General features: G+C 68.0%; 18 protein-coding genes and 1 tRNA gene. 10 read left to right on the top strand and 9 right to left on the bottom strand.

The window, feature by feature from the left end:
- Positions 1-398 precede the first annotated feature (398 nt).
- From ACWEMY_RS17965 to ACWEMY_RS17950, 4 genes are all read right to left on the bottom strand, one after another.
- Positions 399-1,535, bottom strand: coding sequence for a hypothetical protein (locus ACWEMY_RS17965; protein WP_452390937.1), 1,137 nt, complete (start codon positions 1,533-1,535; stop codon positions 399-401).
- 148 nt (positions 1,536-1,683) lie between these two features.
- Entirely contained in the window at positions 1,684-2,571 is an 888-nt protein-coding gene (locus tag ACWEMY_RS17960; RefSeq protein ID WP_452390936.1) for a hypothetical protein, read from the bottom strand.
- A complete protein-coding gene (locus ACWEMY_RS17955; protein WP_452390935.1) occupies positions 2,546-3,178 on the bottom strand; it encodes an HD domain-containing protein in 633 nt (210 codons plus the stop codon). The genes ACWEMY_RS17960 and ACWEMY_RS17955 overlap by 26 nt, the downstream gene beginning before the upstream one ends.
- 118 nt (positions 3,179-3,296) lie before the next feature.
- Entirely contained in the window at positions 3,297-3,803 is a 507-nt protein-coding gene (locus ACWEMY_RS17950) for a TetR/AcrR family transcriptional regulator (RefSeq protein ID WP_452390934.1), read from the bottom strand.
- Between the two features lie 163 nt (positions 3,804-3,966).
- Between ACWEMY_RS17950 and ACWEMY_RS17945 the strand changes: the two genes are divergently transcribed.
- The 3 genes from ACWEMY_RS17945 to ACWEMY_RS17935 all read left to right on the top strand — a co-directional run bounded on the left by ACWEMY_RS17945 (position 3,967) and on the right by ACWEMY_RS17935 (position 7,905).
- Positions 3,967-4,569 carry a TIGR03086 family metal-binding protein gene (locus tag ACWEMY_RS17945; protein WP_452390933.1) on the top strand — a complete coding sequence of 201 codons (603 nt, stop codon included), beginning with the start codon at positions 3,967-3,969 and terminating at the stop codon, positions 4,567-4,569.
- 136 nt (positions 4,570-4,705) lie between these two features.
- Entirely contained in the window at positions 4,706-5,890 is a 1,185-nt protein-coding gene (locus ACWEMY_RS17940; protein WP_452390932.1) for an MFS transporter, read from the top strand.
- A 77-nt stretch (positions 5,891-5,967) separates the two neighbouring features.
- Positions 5,968-7,905, top strand: a complete 1,938-nt coding sequence (locus ACWEMY_RS17935; protein ID WP_452390931.1) for a potassium transporter Kup — start codon at positions 5,968-5,970, stop codon at positions 7,903-7,905.
- Between the two features lie 265 nt (positions 7,906-8,170).
- Here ACWEMY_RS17935 and ACWEMY_RS17930 read toward each other — a convergent pair whose 3' ends face one another.
- Complete coding sequence (locus tag ACWEMY_RS17930) at positions 8,171-8,725, bottom strand: hypothetical protein (protein WP_452390930.1); 555 nt, start codon at positions 8,723-8,725, stop codon at positions 8,171-8,173.
- A gap of 97 nt (positions 8,726-8,822) precedes the next feature.
- Between ACWEMY_RS17930 and ACWEMY_RS17925 the strand changes: the two genes are divergently transcribed.
- The 3 genes from ACWEMY_RS17925 (at position 8,823) to ACWEMY_RS17915 (ending at position 10,164) form a co-directional block, all read left to right on the top strand.
- Complete coding sequence (locus ACWEMY_RS17925) at positions 8,823-9,335, top strand: PadR family transcriptional regulator (RefSeq protein WP_452390929.1); 513 nt, start codon at positions 8,823-8,825, stop codon at positions 9,333-9,335.
- 50 nt (positions 9,336-9,385) lie between these two features.
- Positions 9,386-9,470, top strand: a tRNA-Leu gene (locus ACWEMY_RS17920).
- Positions 9,471-9,816: 346 nt separating this feature from the next.
- Positions 9,817-10,164, top strand: a complete 348-nt coding sequence (locus tag ACWEMY_RS17915; RefSeq protein ID WP_452390928.1) for a histone-like nucleoid-structuring protein Lsr2 — start codon at positions 9,817-9,819, stop codon at positions 10,162-10,164.
- 67 nt (positions 10,165-10,231) lie between these two features.
- On the opposite strand, the gene ACWEMY_RS17910 is transcribed toward ACWEMY_RS17915, so the two are convergent.
- Together ACWEMY_RS17910 and ACWEMY_RS17905 are read right to left on the bottom strand one after the other, a co-directional pair.
- Positions 10,232-10,927 (bottom strand): PAS and ANTAR domain-containing protein, encoded by a 696-nt coding sequence (locus tag ACWEMY_RS17910; RefSeq protein ID WP_452390927.1) that lies wholly within the window; start codon positions 10,925-10,927, stop codon positions 10,232-10,234.
- 31 nt (positions 10,928-10,958) lie between these two features.
- On the bottom strand, positions 10,959-11,471 hold the full coding sequence (locus ACWEMY_RS17905) for a TetR/AcrR family transcriptional regulator C-terminal domain-containing protein (protein WP_452390926.1): 513 nt from the start codon (positions 11,469-11,471) through the stop codon (positions 10,959-10,961).
- A 190-nt stretch (positions 11,472-11,661) separates the two neighbouring features.
- On the opposite strand from ACWEMY_RS17905, the gene ACWEMY_RS17900 reads away from it, so the two are divergent.
- Positions 11,662-12,396 carry a TetR/AcrR family transcriptional regulator gene (locus tag ACWEMY_RS17900; RefSeq protein ID WP_452390925.1) on the top strand — a complete coding sequence of 245 codons (735 nt, stop codon included), beginning with the start codon at positions 11,662-11,664 and terminating at the stop codon, positions 12,394-12,396.
- A gap of 38 nt (positions 12,397-12,434) precedes the next feature.
- Here ACWEMY_RS17900 and ACWEMY_RS17895 read toward each other — a convergent pair whose 3' ends face one another.
- Both ACWEMY_RS17895 and ACWEMY_RS17890 read right to left on the bottom strand, forming a co-directional pair.
- The gene (locus ACWEMY_RS17895) at positions 12,435-14,177 is read right to left on the bottom strand and encodes an ABC transporter ATP-binding protein (RefSeq protein ID WP_452390924.1); all 1,743 of its coding nucleotides are present in this window, start codon (positions 14,175-14,177) and stop codon (positions 12,435-12,437) included.
- Positions 14,174-15,931: an ABC transporter ATP-binding protein gene (locus ACWEMY_RS17890; protein WP_452390923.1), complete on the bottom strand. Its 1,758-nt coding sequence runs from the start codon at positions 15,929-15,931 to the stop codon at positions 14,174-14,176. Before ACWEMY_RS17890 ends, ACWEMY_RS17895 begins: the two co-directional genes overlap by 4 nt.
- 122 nt (positions 15,932-16,053) lie before the next feature.
- Here ACWEMY_RS17890 and ACWEMY_RS17885 point away from each other — a divergent pair, with 122 nt between their 5' ends.
- The 3 genes from ACWEMY_RS17885 to kdpA are packed head-to-tail and all read left to right on the top strand — an operon-like array spanning position 16,054 to position 17,936.
- A complete protein-coding gene (locus ACWEMY_RS17885) occupies positions 16,054-16,182 on the top strand; it encodes a hypothetical protein (protein ID WP_452390949.1) in 129 nt (42 codons plus the stop codon).
- Positions 16,179-16,265 (top strand): potassium-transporting ATPase subunit F, encoded by an 87-nt coding sequence (locus tag ACWEMY_RS17880; RefSeq protein WP_375935210.1) that lies wholly within the window; start codon positions 16,179-16,181, stop codon positions 16,263-16,265. Before ACWEMY_RS17885 ends, ACWEMY_RS17880 begins: the two co-directional genes overlap by 4 nt.
- Positions 16,266-17,936, top strand: coding sequence for a potassium-transporting ATPase subunit KdpA (gene kdpA / locus ACWEMY_RS17875; protein WP_452390922.1), 1,671 nt, complete (start codon positions 16,266-16,268; stop codon positions 17,934-17,936).
- Position 17,937 lies beyond the last annotated feature (1 nt).

Raw genomic sequence — 17,937 nt, 5'->3', positions numbered from 1 at the left:
CCCTGCTGCCCTGACCACCGCCGCGGGCAGAGCATCGGTGACCGCCCGCGAACCGATCGGGTCTGGACCGCATCAACACTACGGACATGGTTGATCTCTCGCCTAGGCGTGGAAGATCCTGGCCGCGGAGGCCGGACTGCCCTGGGTGAGCGCCGGGTTGCGGCACGAGCCCGATACCACTGTGCGCAGGGTCGCTGGCGCGAGGTCGACCTGCCGGCGACATCGGGCTCGGTCGAGAAGGTCTCGATGACGGCCGGTCAGGGCTTGACGGTCTCGGGTGAAAGGGTGGTCGAGAATCACGAGCTCAGGCTCCGAGTCGACAGCTCGACGGATCGCACGCGGACGCCGTCGATCAGAAGACCTGGACCTTCGAAGTCCACCGCGCGCTGACCATGGAGTCAGAGGTGTCGACGCAGTTCATGGACTGCCAGTTCCTGCGCGGCGACGAGACCCTCGGCGGTCACCCGGTCGGGTAGTGCCATGGTCGGTGACAGCGGCACCAGCAGGTCCTCCCGCGCAGCCGCCACCAGCAGTTCCGTTGCGGTGGTCGACATCTGGTCGACCACCGCCATCCGCCTGCGCTGGTCGGTCTCGCGGTCGAGCCGATGCCGGGCGATCGTGGCGTGCGCCGATTGGTGGCGATACTCGGCCGCGTCGATCGCGGCGTCGCACTGGTCGAGGGCCGCCGTGATATCGGCGAGCGGCCCGAGGTAGTCGAGGCGATAGTCGACCGGAGTCGGCCTGACGGGATCGCGTTCGGGCGCGGAGTCGAGCGAGACCCTGGCCCGGGGGCATCCTTGCCAGACTATGCCGTTTCCATACCAGCGCATCGGCAATGCCCGGTCGCGGCCGGGGAGGTCGATGGCATCGAGTTCGGACTTCTGGTACGAGAGGACACCCGTGGTCTGGTGACCTCGGACACCCAGCGCGTCGGCCAAGGCCTCGCACTGGTGTCCCTCGGTCCGCGACGGATCGTCGAGGACGAGCAGAAGCCGGGCGGCGGGGGCGGCCTGCACGATTGCCACGACCAGATCGTCGACGGTCTCGGCCCGCCGGACCGTGTCCGAGAGCGCTCGGCGGCGATAAGGATCGAAACCGATGATCTCCAGTTCTGGGTGAATCGCTGACGCGTGGCCGATCAGCGCGTCGATGGCCGCGGCGGCCACCGCCGTGTCGGCTGTCTCGATCACGGTCGGCACCGGACCGAACAGCGGAAGAATCAGCGGCACAGTCACTTCACCGGGAGCCACGAGTTCTCCGACCGGAACGAACCCGTCGCCCCGACGGGCGGCCAGCGCAGCCCCCGCCGCACCGGCCTGCTCCGCTGAGCGCCGCACTCGGGCCGCCGCGTGATCCTCGGCGACATCGCCGGCATGCCGACGCAACAGATCGGCATCGTGGAGCCAGGACTGCTCGCGCGCACGGTCGGCACCTGCTTCGGCCCGCAGCATCGCCCGGGCCAACTCGGTCGTTTCGAAAACAGCCCTGGCCGCGGCCCGCAGTCGTTGCTCGTTGCCGCCTGCCGACCCCACCATGCCCGCCCCCGCTATCGCTCGTCGTCACGAATACAGATGCACGACGGGGGCCGGGCGGTTCGTGGCAATCTGTGTGGGCCTGCCGAGGTCAGGTCTCGCGTCGGGCCGGGTCTGGGCCTGGTGGTAGATCAGACGACCGGTCGCTGGATCAGTCGAAGTCCTGACCGTCCAGTACCCAGGAAATCCCTTGCGCGGGATCTTCGATGGCCAAGTGCAGATACCAGATGTCGTCGCTCCAGTCTCGCCAGGTCATGCAGCGGGTCCGGGCCACGAACTCGTTGATGTCGTCGACGTCGGTCGAACCGGCCATCGCGTGCAGAAGACGCCAGAGCCGCAGGCGGCCTGCGGATTCGGAACCCCGCCCGAACGCTCCGTCGCCGCCGAGAAGGTTCAGCAACGCGGGATAGGCATCGGCGAGTTCGACCACCGCGGCTTCCGCCGGTCCTCCCGGTGGCTCCCAGTCGTTGATCGTGAGCTGGTAGGCGATGGCATCCTCGACGGTGCCGCGAACGACGGTGGGCGGACGAACGATCGTCCGCTGTGTCTCCACCAGGCCGAAGTGCGAGGCCTCGGCCGGCTGATCAGGTCGTACTCCGGGACGGATGAGCATCGGGTACACCAGATCCGCGGGAGGGAACCCGAAGCCCGGCCCGCTGTGGCTGCTGTGTGTCTCGTGATAGCGCCACGGGTAGTCGATGCTCCAGTTCTTCGTTTCCCAGGGCTGTAGTTCGAGTGGCACCAACCAGTTTTCGGCTTCCCCGGGCGGACAGTCGGAAGGTCGCTCCGCCGAAAGGTCCTGTCCCGCCATATCTTCCCCGCGCAGCGCGCGTGCATGGGCGATGCGAAGCCGGAGCCGGGGGTCACGGAGATGTTGTGCGCCTTCCGCCCACGGGTGATTCTGGGCGAACCTGTCGCACAGGTTCGCTTTGTATGTCCACCAGTCGCTGTCGCGGGGGAGGTTCTCCAGGATCTGTGCGGCCACCTGGGTCGACGCGCCGAGGATGGTGTTCTCAGTTGTCATCGCCACTGTTGGCATCCCTCGTTCCTCGCGACGCGCTGACCGGATAGCTCGCCTGAAAGGCGAGTCGTCGGTCGGCGTCCGCGGCGATCCGTTCGAGCTCATCATCGAGAGCCATGAATATCTGCCACGGTGGTTGGCCGGCGACGGCAGCAAGGTGCTGGACCACCAACTGTTCGAGCTCGGGAACGCGTTTGGCCTTCCACACCTTGTCGGCCAGGCTGACAAGCAGGTCTTCCATCCCGACATCGGGCCCGGTCCACGATCCATGGGTTCGTGCGAAGCGGGCCGCCTTCTCGTCGAAACCTCGAGCGAGGAGAAGCTCGTAACCAGCCTGTTCATGGGCCGTGCCCGGCCCTGACAGCTCACCGGGGTGCACAACCTTGCCGATGTCGTGTGTTGCGGCGCCGAACAGCATTGCCTCCCGGTCGAACTCCATTTCAGGGTGAGATCGGTCGACCCAGTCGGCCAATTGCCACGCCACTTCGTGAACAGCCCGCAGGTGAGCACCCAGTCGAGGCGGTGCCTCGAGGCTCGCGAGGAGAACCTCGACTCGCTCCGGCAGCGACCTGAGCCCGGAGTACCCAGGGTCGATCAGAGCACGTTGCAGGAGAACGGAGGTCATTTCGGAAAGGGTAGTCCGGGCAGTTCGATGCCCTACGGGGCTGGAACCGATCGAACACATCGAGTGATCTCGGCGGTCATGCCCTTTCATGTCTCGCGCGGCCGCTCAACCCTTCGGATCACTCCGCGGGCAGGCCGACCGCGGCCCGCATGGCGATACGTCCGCGCCGGGCGGCGGTGGGATCGTCGAGCAACTGGATCTCCTGGTTGACCGCCATCGAGATGCCGATGAGCACGGTCGCCAGTTCGTCGGCGGGGCGGTCCGCGGTGCCCGCCGCCGCGATCTCCTCGCTCAGGTACGCCCGCCAGTGACGGACGACCGCGCCCAGCCGGTCGCGGAGCGGCCCCGGTCTGCCGTCGAGTTCGCTCGATGCCGCGGTGACGAAACAGCCGCCGGGAAAGGGACATTCGGCCAGGTAGCCGATCCACGCGTCGAGCAGGGCGGCCAGTCGCGCCGGACCGGGCGCACGTTCGCGCACCGTGTCGAGCACGGCGGCGCGGAAGACGTCACCCGCCCGCTCCAGCGCGGCGGCCTGGAGTTCGGCGCGGGAACCGAACGGCCCGACGACCCCCGCCTTGCTCATATCGAGGCGCTCGGCCAGACCGCCGATCGTGAGTCCTTCCATGCCCAGCACCGAGGCCTCCTGGACCGCAGTGTGGACGATCCGGTCTCGGGTTCGGGCGGCATCAGCGGCGGAACTTCGTGGGGACATGACCCCCACTATAGCGTCCGACCGTTCGCTATCCTGTGAATAACGAACGACTGAACGCTATTTCGGGAGTGACCGCATGCTCGACCCCCTGCACCTGGACGCCACCGCCCTGGCCTTGATCGGCCACGACGTAGCCGTGCTCACCGACGCCGACCTGTCCCGGCCCACCCCGTGCGCGGAATGGACCGTCGCCGACCTGCTCGCGCACATGAACGAGCGCCACGAAGCGGTCATCACCACTGTCCTGCCGCCACCGACCACCCCCGCCGACGACCCCCGCGTCGCCTTCGCGCACAGCGCCGCCCGCTGGGTGGTCGCCATGGAACAAGCGGGCCAGAACATCCGGCTGCCGTCCTCGGGCACAATGGCGACCACCCGCGTCCTGTCGATCCATTTCGTCGACATGCTCACCCACCGCTGGGACCTCGCCCGCGCGCTCGACCGCCCCTGCCACGTCCCCGACCACCTCGCCACCGCCGCCCTCCCGATCGCCCGCGCGATCACCACCCCCGACAGCCCCCTCACCGGCCCCAACGGCGCCTACGCCCCGCGCCACCCCGAGAACGCCACCCGCCCCACCCTCGACAACATCGCCGCCCTACTCGGCCGCGACCCCACCTGGACCCCACCCTCCACCACATCCCGCGCCGATCCGACTCAGGATCGCCACCGCCGTTGACGATCCGGCGCCGACTATCAGGTCGTATTCCCGCCGGTAGGGCGGATCGCGCGAACCTAGCGTCGATCGGGTGCATACCGATACCAGCGCTGGGACTTTCGCAACGGCCGGTCTTCGTGGGCCCGTCATTCTGTTCATGGCGGTCGCGGCGGCGGTCGGCACGTCGACCATCTATCCGCTGCAACCGGCGATCGCGGATGTGGCGGACTCGATGGGTACGCAGATCGCCGCTGTCGGGATCGCGCTCGCTTGCGGGCCTGTCGGGTACATGGTCGGCCTCGCTCTGCTCGTGCCGCTGGTGGACCGGTTCGCCCCGGGACGTGTCCTCGCCGCGCAGTTCGCGGTCCTCGCGGGTGCGCTCGTGGCTTGTGCCGCCGCGGGCACCGTCGCCGTGCTCGGTCCGGTGATCGGCACGGTGGGAGCGTGTTCGGCGGTCGGGGCCGGGCTGAGTTCGGTGGCGGGCCGGTCGGCCCAACCGCATCGCCGGGCAACGGTATTGGGCATGGTGACCGCGGGGATCTCGGTCGGCATCCTCGCGGGCCGGATCGTCGGCGGATGGCTCAGCGACGAGCTCGGCTGGCGCGGGATGCTGCTCGTTTTCGCCGCTGTCTGCGCTCTGCTCGCCGTGTGTTGCCTGGTGGTGCTTCCCGCGACGCCCGGCAGCACAGAGCGTGGCTACTTCGCCACCTTGCGTTCCCTGCCCGGTTTGTTCGCCCGGCACGCGACGCTGCGTGTCGCCGCTGTGCGTGGTTTCCTGTGGTTCTTCGCGTTCTGCGCGGTCTGGGCCGGAATCGCCGTGGCGCTCTCGGAGCCGCCGTACTCGTACTCGGCCGAACGGATCGGCATGTACGCGCTGGCGGGTCTGTCGGGCGTGCTGGCCACACCGATCGCGGGCGTGCGGACCGACCGGGACGGCGCTCGCCGGGTGATCCTCGTCGGTCTGGTCCTGGCCGGCACGGCCGCTGCCGTCGCGGGATTCAACCTGACGAACACCCCGGTGACACTGGCCTGCCTGGCCGTCTTCGACGCGGGACTGTTCGCTGCCCAGGTGGCCAACCAGAGCACGGTCCTGGCGATCGATCCCGCCGCACCGGCACGCTTCAACAGCGCGTACATGCTGGTCTATTTCGTAGGCGGCAGCCTCGGAACAGCTTTCGGTGCCGCGTCGGTCGAGTGGTTCGGCTGGCTCGCCACCGCCGCGACCAGCACCGCGATGATCGTCGTCGCCGCGATGATCACCGTCTTCGCACGCAGGTTCGCGCCTGCTGGTTCAGTTTCTCGCCGTGCGGTATTCGGCCTGGGTGTGACGGACAGGGCGTAGAGATATCGCAAAGATCCTCGGGAAACCGCTGGTGGCGGCGGCATGATGGCGCGACAACCGATGATCTGGAGGAATTCGTGCGCGCAGTGTCCGCGGCGCCGGTGCCGACGCACCGTCCCGGAGGCAGGGAAGTCGTCCGGTTGGCGCTGATCGTGAGCGCCCTGGGCGTGGTGTTCGGCGATATCGGGACCAGCCCGATCTACACGATCCAGACCGTGTTCAACCCGGCCGATCCGCACCCGGTGCCGCTGACCACCGACAACGTCTACGGCGTGGTCTCGACGATCTTCTGGTCGGTGATGATCATCGTGACGCTGACCTACGTCACCCTGGTGATGCGTGCCGACAACGACGGTGAGGGCGGCATCATGGCGCTGATCACCATGCTGCGCCGGTGGGGTCGCGCCCAGGGCAGGCGCTCGGCGTTCGTCCTCGCGGCGCTCGGGATCTTCGGTGCCGCACTGTTCTTCGGCGACAGCATGATCACCCCGGCGATCTCGGTGCTGTCGGCGGTCGAGGGCATGAAGGTCGTCGAGCCTGGGCTGGAGGAGTGGGTGGTGCCGATCACCGCGGTGATCATCGTGGCGCTGTTCTGTATTCAGCGTTTCGGGACCGCGATCGTCGGACGGTTCTTCGGTCCGGTGATGATCACCTGGTTCGTCGCCATCGGCGGGTTCGGGCTGCTCGGGATCACCGAACACCCCGAGATCGTCAAGGCCCTCTCGCCCACCTACGCGCTGTCGTTCCTCGCGGGCAACTTCGGTGTCGCCTTCTTCGCCCTGGCCGCCATCGTGCTCGCCGTCACCGGCGCCGAAGCGCTCTACGCCGACATGGGACGTTTCGGCCGCCGCGTGATCACCTGGGGCTGGCTCGGACTCGTCCTGCCCGCGTGCACGCTTAGCTACTTCGGGCAGGGCGCGCTGATCCTGGGCGACGCGACCGCGATCAGCAGCCCGTTCTTCCTGCTGCCGCCGGAGTGGGCCCGGCTGCCCATGGTGGTCCTGGCGACCGCGGCGACCGTGATCGCCTCCCAGGCGGTCATCACCGGCGCCTATTCGGTGGTCTCGCAAGCGGTTCGGGTCGGCTATCTGCCGCGGCTGCGGATCACCCACACCTCGGCCTCGCAGATCGGGCAGGTCTATGTGCCGTGGATCAATTGGGTGCTGATGGTGGCCGTGCTGGTCCTGGTGTTCAGTTTCCGCAGCTCGGCGGCGCTGGCCTTCGCGTTCGGCATGGCGGTCATCGGCACGATCACGATCACGACGCTGCTGTATCTGTGCGTGGCGCGGATCCGGTGGGGCGCGCCGACCTGGCTCCTCGTGCTCGGCGGCGGCACCCTGTTGCTGGTCGACCTGCTGTTCCTGTCCGCCAACCTCACCAAGATCGTGCACGGGGCGTGGTTGCCGCTGCTCATCGGCGTGCTCGCCTTCACCGTCATGATCACCTGGCAGCGTGGTCGTGCGGTCGTCACCCGGGCGCGGACCGCAGCCGAGGGGCCGCTGCGCCCGTTCGTCGAGGAGATCCAGTCGGCGCGGCCACCCCTGCACCGGGTGCCCGGCACCGCGATCTTCCTCAACCGCGGCAAGGACACCGCGCCACTGGCCCTGCGCGCCAATGTCGAGCACAACCAGGTGCTGCACGAGCATGTCGTCATCGTCTCGGTGATCACCTGTCCGGTGCCGCGGGTGCCCGACGGCGAGCGCATCGACCTCGATCATCTCGGCTTCGTCGACGGCATGATCCACGTCGGAATCCGCTTCGGGTACATGGAGAAACCCAGCGTCCTTCCGGCGCTGCGCCTGCTCGACCCCGACCAGACCGAAGGCCCGATCGACCTCGACGACGCCTCGTTCTTCCTGTCGAAGATCGAACTCGTCGCGGGGCCGGAGCCCACGATGGCCGCCTGGCGCAAACGCCTGTTCATCGCGACCTCACTGCTGACCGCCGACGCCGCCGAGTACTTCGGGCTCCCCCGTGATCGTGTGGTGATCGTCGGGTCACGGATCGAGGTCTAGCGCGTCGGGCCGTCACCGTCGGTGCGTGTGCGGCGAGTCGGTTGAGGAGCCGGATCAGCAGCAGCGATCCGACGAAGCCCACGATCACCACGATGGTCACCTCGGACACCGCGATCTCACTTTCCCTCAGGGACCGGCCACCACTGCCGGAAGGTGCACCCTTTCTAACGGGACGAAATCCCCCTGATCTGGATCTTTACGACTTTCCGGCTACTCGGTGCCAGATCTTGACGGTGCTCGCCCGACCGGTGCTGCCGTGCCTGATTCACCCCTCCCGTAGCCGCGACGCTTCCGCGCGCACCTTCGCCACATATCGCTTCGTGAAAATCATCGGCACGGCGAAGACGAGCACCTGCGCGAGCAGCCGCACCATCGTCTCCGCGTGCGCGAGCACCGTCAGGACGACGGCACCGATCGCGAAGGACGCCGTCCACACCCCGGTGAGCACGTAGGCCGTCCGCACGAACAGCGGCTGGGTCCAGACCTCCTGCGGCGTCGTCTGTTTCGCGATACCCATCGTGAACGGCACCCGGGCGACCAGCGACCCGCCCGCGATGAGCGCCAGCGCCGCATTCGACAGGGCGGGCGAGTAGACGTGCAGCGGGGTCTGCGGCGCGACGATCGCGAGGACGGTGAGCGCCGCGAAGAACGCGGCCGTCCCGAGCTCGATCACCAGCGCGTCGAACCCGGCACCCCGGCGCCGCCGCACCACCACATCGGCACAGGCCATGACCGCGGCAGCCAGCGCCGCCCACTGCCAGTACGCGCCGGGAACCGCCGCGTACACGATCCACGGTGCGAAAGTGCGCAGGTAGGACATCGGTTCTCCACTCTCGACAGCGACATTCCTATTCGGACATGTCGAACTAGGACGTTCTCACAGTAACATGTCGAGATCGGAAGGTAAGCTGACAGCCATGAGCCTCCGTCACGCCCTCCTCGGCCTGCTCGCCGACCACCCCGCCAGCGGCTACGACCTCCTCGGTCGATTCAAGGAATCCCTCGCCAACGTCTGGCCCGCCACCCAGAGCCAGATCTACACCGAACTCACCAAACTGGCTGCCACCGACCGCATCACCGTCTCCGCCGAGGGCCCCCGCGGCCGCAAGGAATACACCATCACCCCCCAGGGTCGAGCCGACCTCCGCGCCTGGCTCACCGACCCCACCCCGCCACCCCCCGCCCGCAACGAGACCCTCCTGCGCGTCTTCTTCCTCGACACCCTCACCCCCGCCGAGGCCGCCGCCCACCTCACCACCCTCGAATCCCGCTCCACCGCCGCCCTCGCGACGCTGGAGACCGTGAAATCCACCACAGACTGGACCGCCACCCCCCTCGCCACCAACGGCCGCCTCGCCATCGAATGGGGCGAACGCTTCCACCGCATGAACCAGGAGTGGGCCCAGTGGGCAAAACAGCAGGTCACCTAGGCGATTTGGATTCCTGCACCGCGTCGGATAATCTTTTGGCACACCAGCAAGTCCGGGTGGCGGAATGGCAGACGCGCTAGCTTGAGGTGCTAGTGCCCGTATTAGGGCGTGGGGGTTCAAGTCCCCCTCCGGACACAGTCAGTAGATGCACGGATGGTTTCGCTTCGGCGACAACCATCCGTGTTTTTCGTTTGCGGCCGGTTTCAGACCCGCCGGCGAACCCCTCTGGACCTTCCTCGGAAAGCATCGACTGCGTCCGCCCGGAGACCGTCGGGGACCGGCACCGGATTCCATCGCGGCGCGATAGATTGTGCTGCCGCCAGTGTCGGCATGAATTCGCTCAGTGCTCGAGCTGCGGCCGTCCGATCTGTCCATTGCCGTAGCCCATATGCTGCCCGTGCGCTGGCACTGGTAGCACTCTCCGCACTTATTGCGGCTAACATCCGCGTAGCCCCCTGTACCCCGAACGAAAAGGAATCCCATGGCACGCAAAGTCGTAGTCAGCCTTGTCGACGACTTCGACGGCACTTCCGAAGCCGACGAGACAGTCACTTTCGCGCTCGATGGTGTCGACTACGAAATCGACCTGTCCGATACCAACGCCACCAAGTTGCGGGAAACGTTCGATCAGTGGCTTCCTTACGCGCGGCGCACCGGTCGCGCGAAGGGTGCGGGTCGACCGAGCAAGAAGGCGTCCGCCGGTACATCTTCCGGGCGCACGGATCTCTCCGAAATCCGCGCGTGGGCGGGGAAGAACGGGCACAGCGTGTCCACTCGCGGACGGATCTCGGCCGATGTCATCGCCGCCTACGAAGCGGCGTCCGCCTAGACGCGTCGTATACCGGGCCGGTCGTGGAATTCCGGCGCCGGTGCGGACCTGGTGAACGAGTAGCGGCTCAGTTGTCGCGAACTCGTTCATGCAGGGTCAGCAAACGGTGATCGAACCGATTGCGGAACTGGGGAATCTCTTTGCTGATCGGACGTAGCTCGGCGACCAATTGGGTGGCCAGAGCGCGCAATCGAACGTTGGATTCCTGTGAACGCCACCGCAGCAGCCGGAAGGCCTGATCCGATGTCAGTCCGTAGATGAGCATGAGCGCGCCTTTGGCCTGCTCGATCGTTTGGCGGCCCTCGTAGGATTCCGCGATTTCCTGGTCGGTGACATCGTCGATGAGGTCGGTGATCTCGATGTAGTAGACGAGGATGCCGATGACCGCGTCCTGATCGTCGTGGATCAGATCGGTGACCGCGATGACCTCGTGTTCGAAACCGGAGGTGTCGATGATGCGGTGGCGGCTCGAGAACAGTTCGCTGTTCTCGATCATGGTGGTGATCGCGCCCGCGACGCGCTCGCGGTCGTCGGGATGCTGGTGTGACAGCAGGAGCTCGGTGGTCGGCTCGACCTGGCCGGGGGAGTAGCCGTGCATGGCGGCGACCTCGTCGGACCATTCCCAGCGTTGCTCGCCGAACCAGAACCGGAAACTGCCGACGGGCTGCTGGGTTCCCGCGCCGATCACCGCCTCGACCTCGGCGACGCCGCCGGATGACAGGTTCGGCTCGACGGCGGCGTCGCTGAGGAGCTCTTGATCCATGGGGGTCACCGTTTCAGTGGGTGCGGGGAGTTCACGGGGTGGCACGCATACGCTCGATTCGGTCGAGCAAGGCTTCGAGGCAGTCCTCGAACTCGGCGGTGCCGTGGTCCTGGGACAGCTTCGGTTGCAGGCGATACAGATTCGGGAACTCGGCGAGGGTGCCGGCGGAGGGCGTGTGTTCGGCGCCGGGTATCGGCAGGTGGCCCGCGGCCTCGAGCAGCAACTGTCCGAGCAGGAAGGTTGTGAAGGAGCGGTAGGCCGCGACCGCCTCGTCGTCGTCGAAACCGTAGGACAGCATCGCGTCGAGGAACGCCTCCATCCACCGCAGGTGGCCCAGCGGTGGCCGCGCCCAGGGCGCCTCCGGTGCGAGCGCGGCCGCCGGGGAGAACGAGTCCGCCTCACGCAGCACGATTCGCCGGACCCCGTGGGCGAGGCGCACCAGAAAATCCTGCCAGCCGCTCGACGACGACGCCTCCAGCAGGCACTGGCCGATCGCGTCGTCGGCCCCGGTGTCACGTTCGCCGACGGAACCCTCACCGCACATTCGTCACAATCTAGCGTCCGGCGTTTACCTTGTAAACTCCACAGCTCATAGGTGGTTTTCCGGAGGAATCGAGGTGGTGTCGGGCGGGGTGGGCGGCACCTGCGCCCGTCGGGTGTTTAGGGACTGGGTGGGCGGTGAAATAGTCTGACCGTTGGTCTTGCTTCGACGCGAGTAGTGAGGGGATGTTTCGGTGGACGAACATCACGACGATCGCGTAGAGGGTTCGGCGGAGTCGCCGGACCCTCGCGGTTCCGAATCGGGCGACAACGAGCGGGCGGCCCTGAGTCGCCGCCGGATCCTCGAGGTCGCCATCGATCTCGTCGATCAGGAAGGTCTGCGCAAGCTCACCATGCGCCGGCTCGGCTCGGCCTGCGGGGTCGAGGCGATGGCGCTCTACCGCTATGTGCACAGCCGCGAGGATCTGCTCAGCGGCATCGTCGCGCTGCTGGTCGACGATCTGCACGAGCACCAGCTCGCGGCGCGCCGCCAGGAGGACGGCTGGCAGGACTTCCTGGTGCGGCTCGCGCACGGCGTGCGACAGATCGCGCTGGACCATCCGGAACTGTTCCCGCTCGTGGCGACCAGGGCACCGGAAGCGCCGTGGGTGCGCCCACCCCTGCGCAGCCTGCGCTGGATGGAGACCTTCCTGGACACATTGCTCGCCTACGGCTTCGACGACGACGCCGCGGTCTCGGCCTACCGCTCCTACACGACCTTCCTGCTCGGCCAGCTGCTGCTGGAAGTCGCCGGACGCGCGCCGGGCACACCGTCGGAGCCGGATCGCTCGGTAGCCGATCACCTCTCGGGTTTCCCGAACCTGTCCCGCCTGGAATCGAAACTGGCCGAGGACCACAGCGCCCTCGAATTCGACGAGTCACTGGAATCCCTGCTCGATCGCCTGGAGCGCACACTCCCGGTCGAGTGATCGGCGACATCGGCCGATACCGGCCGGGGATGCCGTGTTTACCGGGACGGTGTGATACGCCAGCGCCGGGCGCGCTCGTACTGGGTCGACAGGCGGGCGAACGCGCCACCGGTGAGCAGCAATTCGTCCGGTGTGCCGAACTCGGCGAGGCGGCCGTCCTCGAGCGAGATCACGCGATCCGCGGAGGCCAGTGTGGCCGGGCGGTGGGCGATCACGATGACGGTGCGGTCCGGGTCGTCGCCGAGATTGGCGATGGCCTGGGTGACCGCGGCCTCGTTCTCGGGATCCAGGGCCGAACTGGCCTCGTCGACGAGGACGATCCGCGCCCGCTTGAGGACCGCTCGGGCGATGGCGACTCGTTGACGTTCACCGCCGGACAACTGGGCCCCCGCCTCACCCACCCGCGTGCGCCACCCCTCGGGCAGACGCTCGATCACCTCGTCGAGCCGCGCGGCGCGGGCGGCGTCGTCGAGTTCGTCGAGCGTCGCGTCGGGTCGTGCCAGGCGCAGGTTGTTCTCGATGGTGTCGTCGAAGAGGTAGACGTCCTGGAAGACGATCGCGATCTCGTCGAGCAGGACCTCCGGGTCGAGCTCGCGCACGTCGACGCCACCCACGCGGACACTGCCGGAGTCGACGTCGAAGAAGCGGGCGACCAGACGGGTCACGGTCGTCTTGCCCGACCCGGACGGTCCGACGAGCGCGGTGGTGGTGCCGGGCAGGCACCGCACCGAGACATCGCGCAGGGCAGGGCTGTCGCTTCCGGGGTAGGTGAAGGTGACATGGGACAGTTCGACCTCGGCGGATTCGATGCGCCGGACCGGGCGGACGGGCACCGGCAGGGTCGGGGTGGCGAGTAGGGCTTCCAGGCGGGCGATCTTGTTCGTCATCGCCCGCAGCGCGCCGATCAGGTCGATGAGGTTGCCCAGCGGTTCCAGGAAACGCGCGGCCAGGACGAGCAGGGCGATCGCCGCGGCGACTCCGACACGATCGGTGAGTACCAGCGCGGCGGTCAGCGCGAGGACCGCGACGAATCCGGCCATGATCACGCCGGTGTAGACGAAGAACGGCTGTCGGGCGCGCCGCATGCCGGCGCGGTAGGTCTCGCGATGGTCGACGAGTGCCTCGTGCATGCGCGGTGTGCCCTGCGCGTAGCCCGCGGCGCGCAGCACGGGCTGTGCCTGACCGAGTTCGATCGCGCGGCCCGCCACACCGGCCGAGGCCCGCTCCAATTCGATCTCGGCGATCTCGGCGATGCGGCCGGCGCGTCGCAGCGCCCAGTACGCGCACAGCGCGATCACACACAGCAGCAGCGCCATTCGCCAGTCGACGACGAACACCACCGCGACCACCGTCGCGGGCAGCAGGGTCGCGGTGATGGCGGGTCCGGCGACCGTCACGGCCAGGTGCGCGGCGTCGCCCACGTCGGCGGTCACCCCGCGCGCCAGGCGCGTCTTGTGCTCGGCGGTGAACCAGCCCAGCGGCAGCGTGCTGACGTGGCGCATCAGCCGCTGGCGCAGCTGGACGCCCAGCGTTCCCGCCGCCGCGAAGCCGAGCGGTGTGGTGATGACGCTGAGCACCGCGTAGACGATCGCGCCGATCGCGCCGAGGACGAGCCACGGTGTCGCGGCGGACAGGTCGGGCTCGGGGCGCACGAGCACGGCCAGGATCGGGACGAGCAGCCCGAGCAGCAGCCCCTGGATGACGGCCTGCGTGGCGGTGAGCAGCCACAACCCGGCCAGCAGCCGCGGCTGCGGAAAAAGTCGGTACAGTCGGCGGATCATGCGGGAATTCCCTCCTGGGCGGCCCACATCCGGGCGTAGAGCCCGCCGCGAGCGAGCAGTTCGTCGTGCGTGCCGGTTTCGACCGACCGGCCGCGATCGAGGACGAGGATCTGATCGGCACCGGCGATCGTGTGCAGCCGGTGGGCGATCACGATCAGTGTCTTGCCGATCGCCAAGGTGGCCAGCGCATCCTGGACCGCCGCTTCGCTGTCGGGGTCGAGCGCGGCGGTGGCTTCGTCGAGCACGACGATCGGCGCGCCGGACAGGATCGCCCGCGCGATCGTCAGCCGTTGACGCTCGCCACCGGACAATCCGCCGCCGCCACCGTCGAGCAGGGTGTCGTAGCCGTCGGGCAGCCGCTCGATGACGTCGTGGATGTGCGCGGCCCGCGCGGCCCGGCGGACCTCCTCGTCGGTGGCGCCGGGCCTGCCGATGCGGATGTTCTCGACGACGCTGTCGCGCAGCAGCGCGACGTCCTGGAACACCAGCGACATCGACGCCAGCAACTCGGCCGAGGGAATCGAGCGCACGTCGACACCGCCGATCCGGACCGCCCCGCCGGACACGTCGTAGAAGCGGGGCAGCAGACTGGCCAGGGTGGTCTTGCCCGCGCCGGAAGGCCCGACGATCGCGGTCACGCTGCCCGGTGCGCAGACGGCATCGACGTTCGTGATCGCCTGGTGCACACCGTCGTAGGAGAAGCTGACCCGGTCGAACTCGACGCCGAACTCGCGGGGAATCCGCGGTCGCGCGGGTTCGGGCAGGGGCTGCCGCGCGAGCAGGCGTTCGATGTTGGCCGCCCCCATGCGGCCCTTGCGCACCCCTTGGGCCGCGGAGACGGCGGGCAGGATCGAATTCGGCAGACCGACCGCGATCACCAGGAACGCCACCAGATCGGCGACACCGAGCGAACCACGGTCGACCAGGATCAGCCCGGCGGTCGTGACCGCGGTGAGGACGGCCATCTCCGAGCCGAACAGCCGTGAGACCGCCGAGCTGTAGCGAACCTCGCCGACCCATACCGCGAACGCGTCGGCGTACTCCTGGACCGCGTCGTCGAATCGGCGCAGCACCCGCCCGCCGGTGCCGAACGCCTTGACCACCTGGATACCGTCGGCGTATTCCACACTCGCCGTGCTGATCCGGCCTTCGGCGGCGATCAACCGGTTCATGTGGGTGGTCATCGATCGCATCGAGATCCGGTAGCAGATCCCCATCGTCGCGAGCACGCCGAATGCGACCAGCGCCATGCGCACATCGATGAAGAACAGGTACCCGGCGCCGACCGCCATGACGGTGACCGCGCCCGTCAACTGACCCAGGGCGTGCGCGATGACCTCGTGCATCTCCTCGAGATCGCCGGTCATCGCCCGTTTCACCGCACCGGACCCCGATGCGCGGAACCAGCCCAGCGGCAGTGCGCCGAGATGGCGCACGATCCGCACCCGCACCGAGTGCAGGATCGCCGCATCGGCGAAATGGCCGATGCGGGAGGACTGGACGAACAACAGCAGCCACACACTCGCCCCGGCGGCGCCGATGCCGACCCAGGTCCACAGGGCCGTGCCGTCGATGCCGGCGGGGTCGTCGAGCATGATCCGCGCGATCTCGGCGACGGCGATATAGGGCACGAGGCCCGCCGCCGCGCTCACACCGGACAGCATCGCGCAGAGGATCAAGGAGCGGCGGATCGGAGCGAGCAGACGCATCAACGCGCCCGGTCCTGCCAGTCCTGGCGTGTGCGGGGAGGTCATGAGGTAATCCTAACCTCATGAGTGAATCTCATTCAATGGATTGCCCGTCAACAACCCGCAAAGGTCGCCGACGCGGGCGCTAAGGAGTCGTAAGGACGCCACGCCGGGCCCGATGACGGGAGTTGACTGCCTCCGGGCGCTCCATCGGGGAGCGCGAGGAGGTCGGAATGTCTGTCGTGGTGTTCACGGTGCTCACGGTGGCGATCTTCGCCCTGCTGGGCCTGATCCAGCGCAGGGTGGAGGAGCTGTGATCGCGAACCTCGTCGGTCTCGTGCTGGCACTTCTCGTCGCCGTGTTCCTGATCGCGGCGCTGCTGTTCCCCGAGAGGTTCTAGGTGAACACGACAACAGCGGGGATCGTCTTCGTGGCGGCCCTGGCCGGCACGCTGGCCCTGGTCCACGTGCCGCTCGGCGACTACATGTACCGGGTCTACAGCAGTGACCGGCACTCGCGCGCCGAACAGCTGATCTACCGCGCCATCGGCGCGAAACCCGAGGTCGAGCAGAGCTGGCCGGTCTACGCGCGCAGCGTGCTGGCGTTCTCGGCGGTCGGCATCGTGTTCCTGTTCTTCTTCCAGCTGGTCCAGGGCGCGTTGCCGCTGCACCTGAACGACCCGGGCACCGCGATGACCCCGGCGCTGGCCTGGAACACCGCGGTCAGCTTCGTCACCAATACCAACTGGCAGAACTACTCCGGCGAATCCACCCAGGGTCACCTGGTGCAGATGGCCGGGCTCGCGGTGCAGAACTTCGTCTCCGCGGCGGTCGGCATGGCGGTGGCGGTGGCGCTGGTGCGCGGCTTCGCCCGCCGCCACACCGGCGAGCTCGGCAACTTCTGGGTCGACCTGGTGCGCGGCACCCTGCGGATTCTGTTGCCGATCGCGTTCGTCTTCGCGATCGTGCTGGTCGCGGGCGGGGTCATCCAGAACTTCCACCTGCACGATCAGCTCGCGCAGACCGTCGGCGGCGCCCAGCAGAGGCTCACCGGCGGGCCGGTCGCCAGCCAGGAGGTGATCAAGGAACTCGGCACCAACGGCGGCGGCTTCTACAACGCCAACTCCGCGCATCCGTTCGAGAACGCGAGCACCTGGACGAACTTCCTGGAGATCTTCCTGCTGATGGTGATCGCCTTCTCGCTGCCGCGCACCTTCGGCCGGATGGTCGGCAGCGCCAAGCAGGGCTACGCGATCGTGGCCGTGATGGGCACCATCGCGCTGGCCAGCATCGCGCTGACCAACCTGTTCCAGCTCCAGCACCACGGCACGGTGCCGACCGCGATCGGCGCGTCCATGGAAGGCGTGGAAACCCGCTTCGGCGTGGCGAATTCGGCCACCTTCGCCGGGGCGACCACCCTGACCTCGACCGGCGCGGTGAACTCGTTCCACGATTCCTACACCAGCCTCGGCGGCCTGATGACGATGTTCAACATGCAGCTGGGCGAGGTGGCGCCCGGCGGGGTCGGCTCCGGTCTGTACGGCATGCTGATCCTCGCCGTCATCACGGTGTTCGTCGCGGGCCTGATGGTCGGGCGCACACCGGAGTACCTGGGCAAGAAGATCACCCCGCGCGAGATCAAGCTGGCCGCCGCGTATTTCCTGGTGAGCCCGCTGATCGTGCTGATCGGCACCGCCGTCGCCATGGCGATGCCGGGCCAGCGGGCGAGCATGCTCAACGGCGGTCCGCACGGCCTGTCGGAAGTGCTCTACGCCTTCACCTCCGCGGCCAACAACAACGGTTCGGCCTTCGCCGGGCTCACCGGCAACACCGAGTGGTTCAACACCGCGCTCGGCCTGGCCATGGTGTTCGGCCGGTTCCTGCCGATCATCTTCGTGCTGGCCCTGGCCGGTTCGCTGGCCCAGCAGGGCACCACTCCCGCGTCGATCGGCACCTTGCCGACGCACCGGCCGCAATTCGTCGGCATGGTCGTCGGAGTCACCGTGATCCTGGTCGCGCTCACCTTCCTGCCCGCCCTCGCGCTCGGGCCGCTCGCCGAAGGAATCCACTGAG

This window comes from Nocardia sp. NPDC004415 (assembly GCF_053602435.1).
This window is presented reverse-complemented; position numbering and strand designations above follow the sequence as displayed.

Bases quoted from the DNA above. Each gene is read 5' to 3' on its own strand.
- ACWEMY_RS17965 (WP_452390937.1), bottom strand. From the start codon at position 1,535: ATGGTGGGGTCGGCAGGCGGCAACGAGCAACGACTGCGGGCCGCGGCC.
- ACWEMY_RS17960 (WP_452390936.1), bottom strand. From the start codon at position 2,571: ATGCCAACAGTGGCGATGACAACTGAGAACACCATCCTCGGCGCGTCG.
- ACWEMY_RS17955 (WP_452390935.1), bottom strand. From the start codon at position 3,178: ATGACCTCCGTTCTCCTGCAACGTGCTCTGATCGACCCTGGGTACTCC.
- ACWEMY_RS17950 (WP_452390934.1), bottom strand. From the start codon at position 3,803: ATGGAAGGACTCACGATCGGCGGTCTGGCCGAGCGCCTCGATATGAGC.
- ACWEMY_RS17945 (WP_452390933.1), top strand. From the start codon at position 3,967: ATGCTCGACCCCCTGCACCTGGACGCCACCGCCCTGGCCTTGATCGGC.
- ACWEMY_RS17940 (WP_452390932.1), top strand. From the start codon at position 4,706: ATGGCGGTCGCGGCGGCGGTCGGCACGTCGACCATCTATCCGCTGCAA.
- ACWEMY_RS17930 (WP_452390930.1), bottom strand. From the start codon at position 8,725: ATGTCCTACCTGCGCACTTTCGCACCGTGGATCGTGTACGCGGCGGTT.
- ACWEMY_RS17925 (WP_452390929.1), top strand. From the start codon at position 8,823: ATGAGCCTCCGTCACGCCCTCCTCGGCCTGCTCGCCGACCACCCCGCC.
- ACWEMY_RS17915 (WP_452390928.1), top strand. From the start codon at position 9,817: ATGGCACGCAAAGTCGTAGTCAGCCTTGTCGACGACTTCGACGGCACT.
- ACWEMY_RS17910 (WP_452390927.1), bottom strand. From the start codon at position 10,927: ATGGATCAAGAGCTCCTCAGCGACGCCGCCGTCGAGCCGAACCTGTCA.
- ACWEMY_RS17905 (WP_452390926.1), bottom strand. From the start codon at position 11,471: ATGTGCGGTGAGGGTTCCGTCGGCGAACGTGACACCGGGGCCGACGAC.
- ACWEMY_RS17895 (WP_452390924.1), bottom strand. From the start codon at position 14,177: ATGATCCGCCGACTGTACCGACTTTTTCCGCAGCCGCGGCTGCTGGCC.
- ACWEMY_RS17890 (WP_452390923.1), bottom strand. From the start codon at position 15,931: ATGACCTCCCCGCACACGCCAGGACTGGCAGGACCGGGCGCGTTGATG.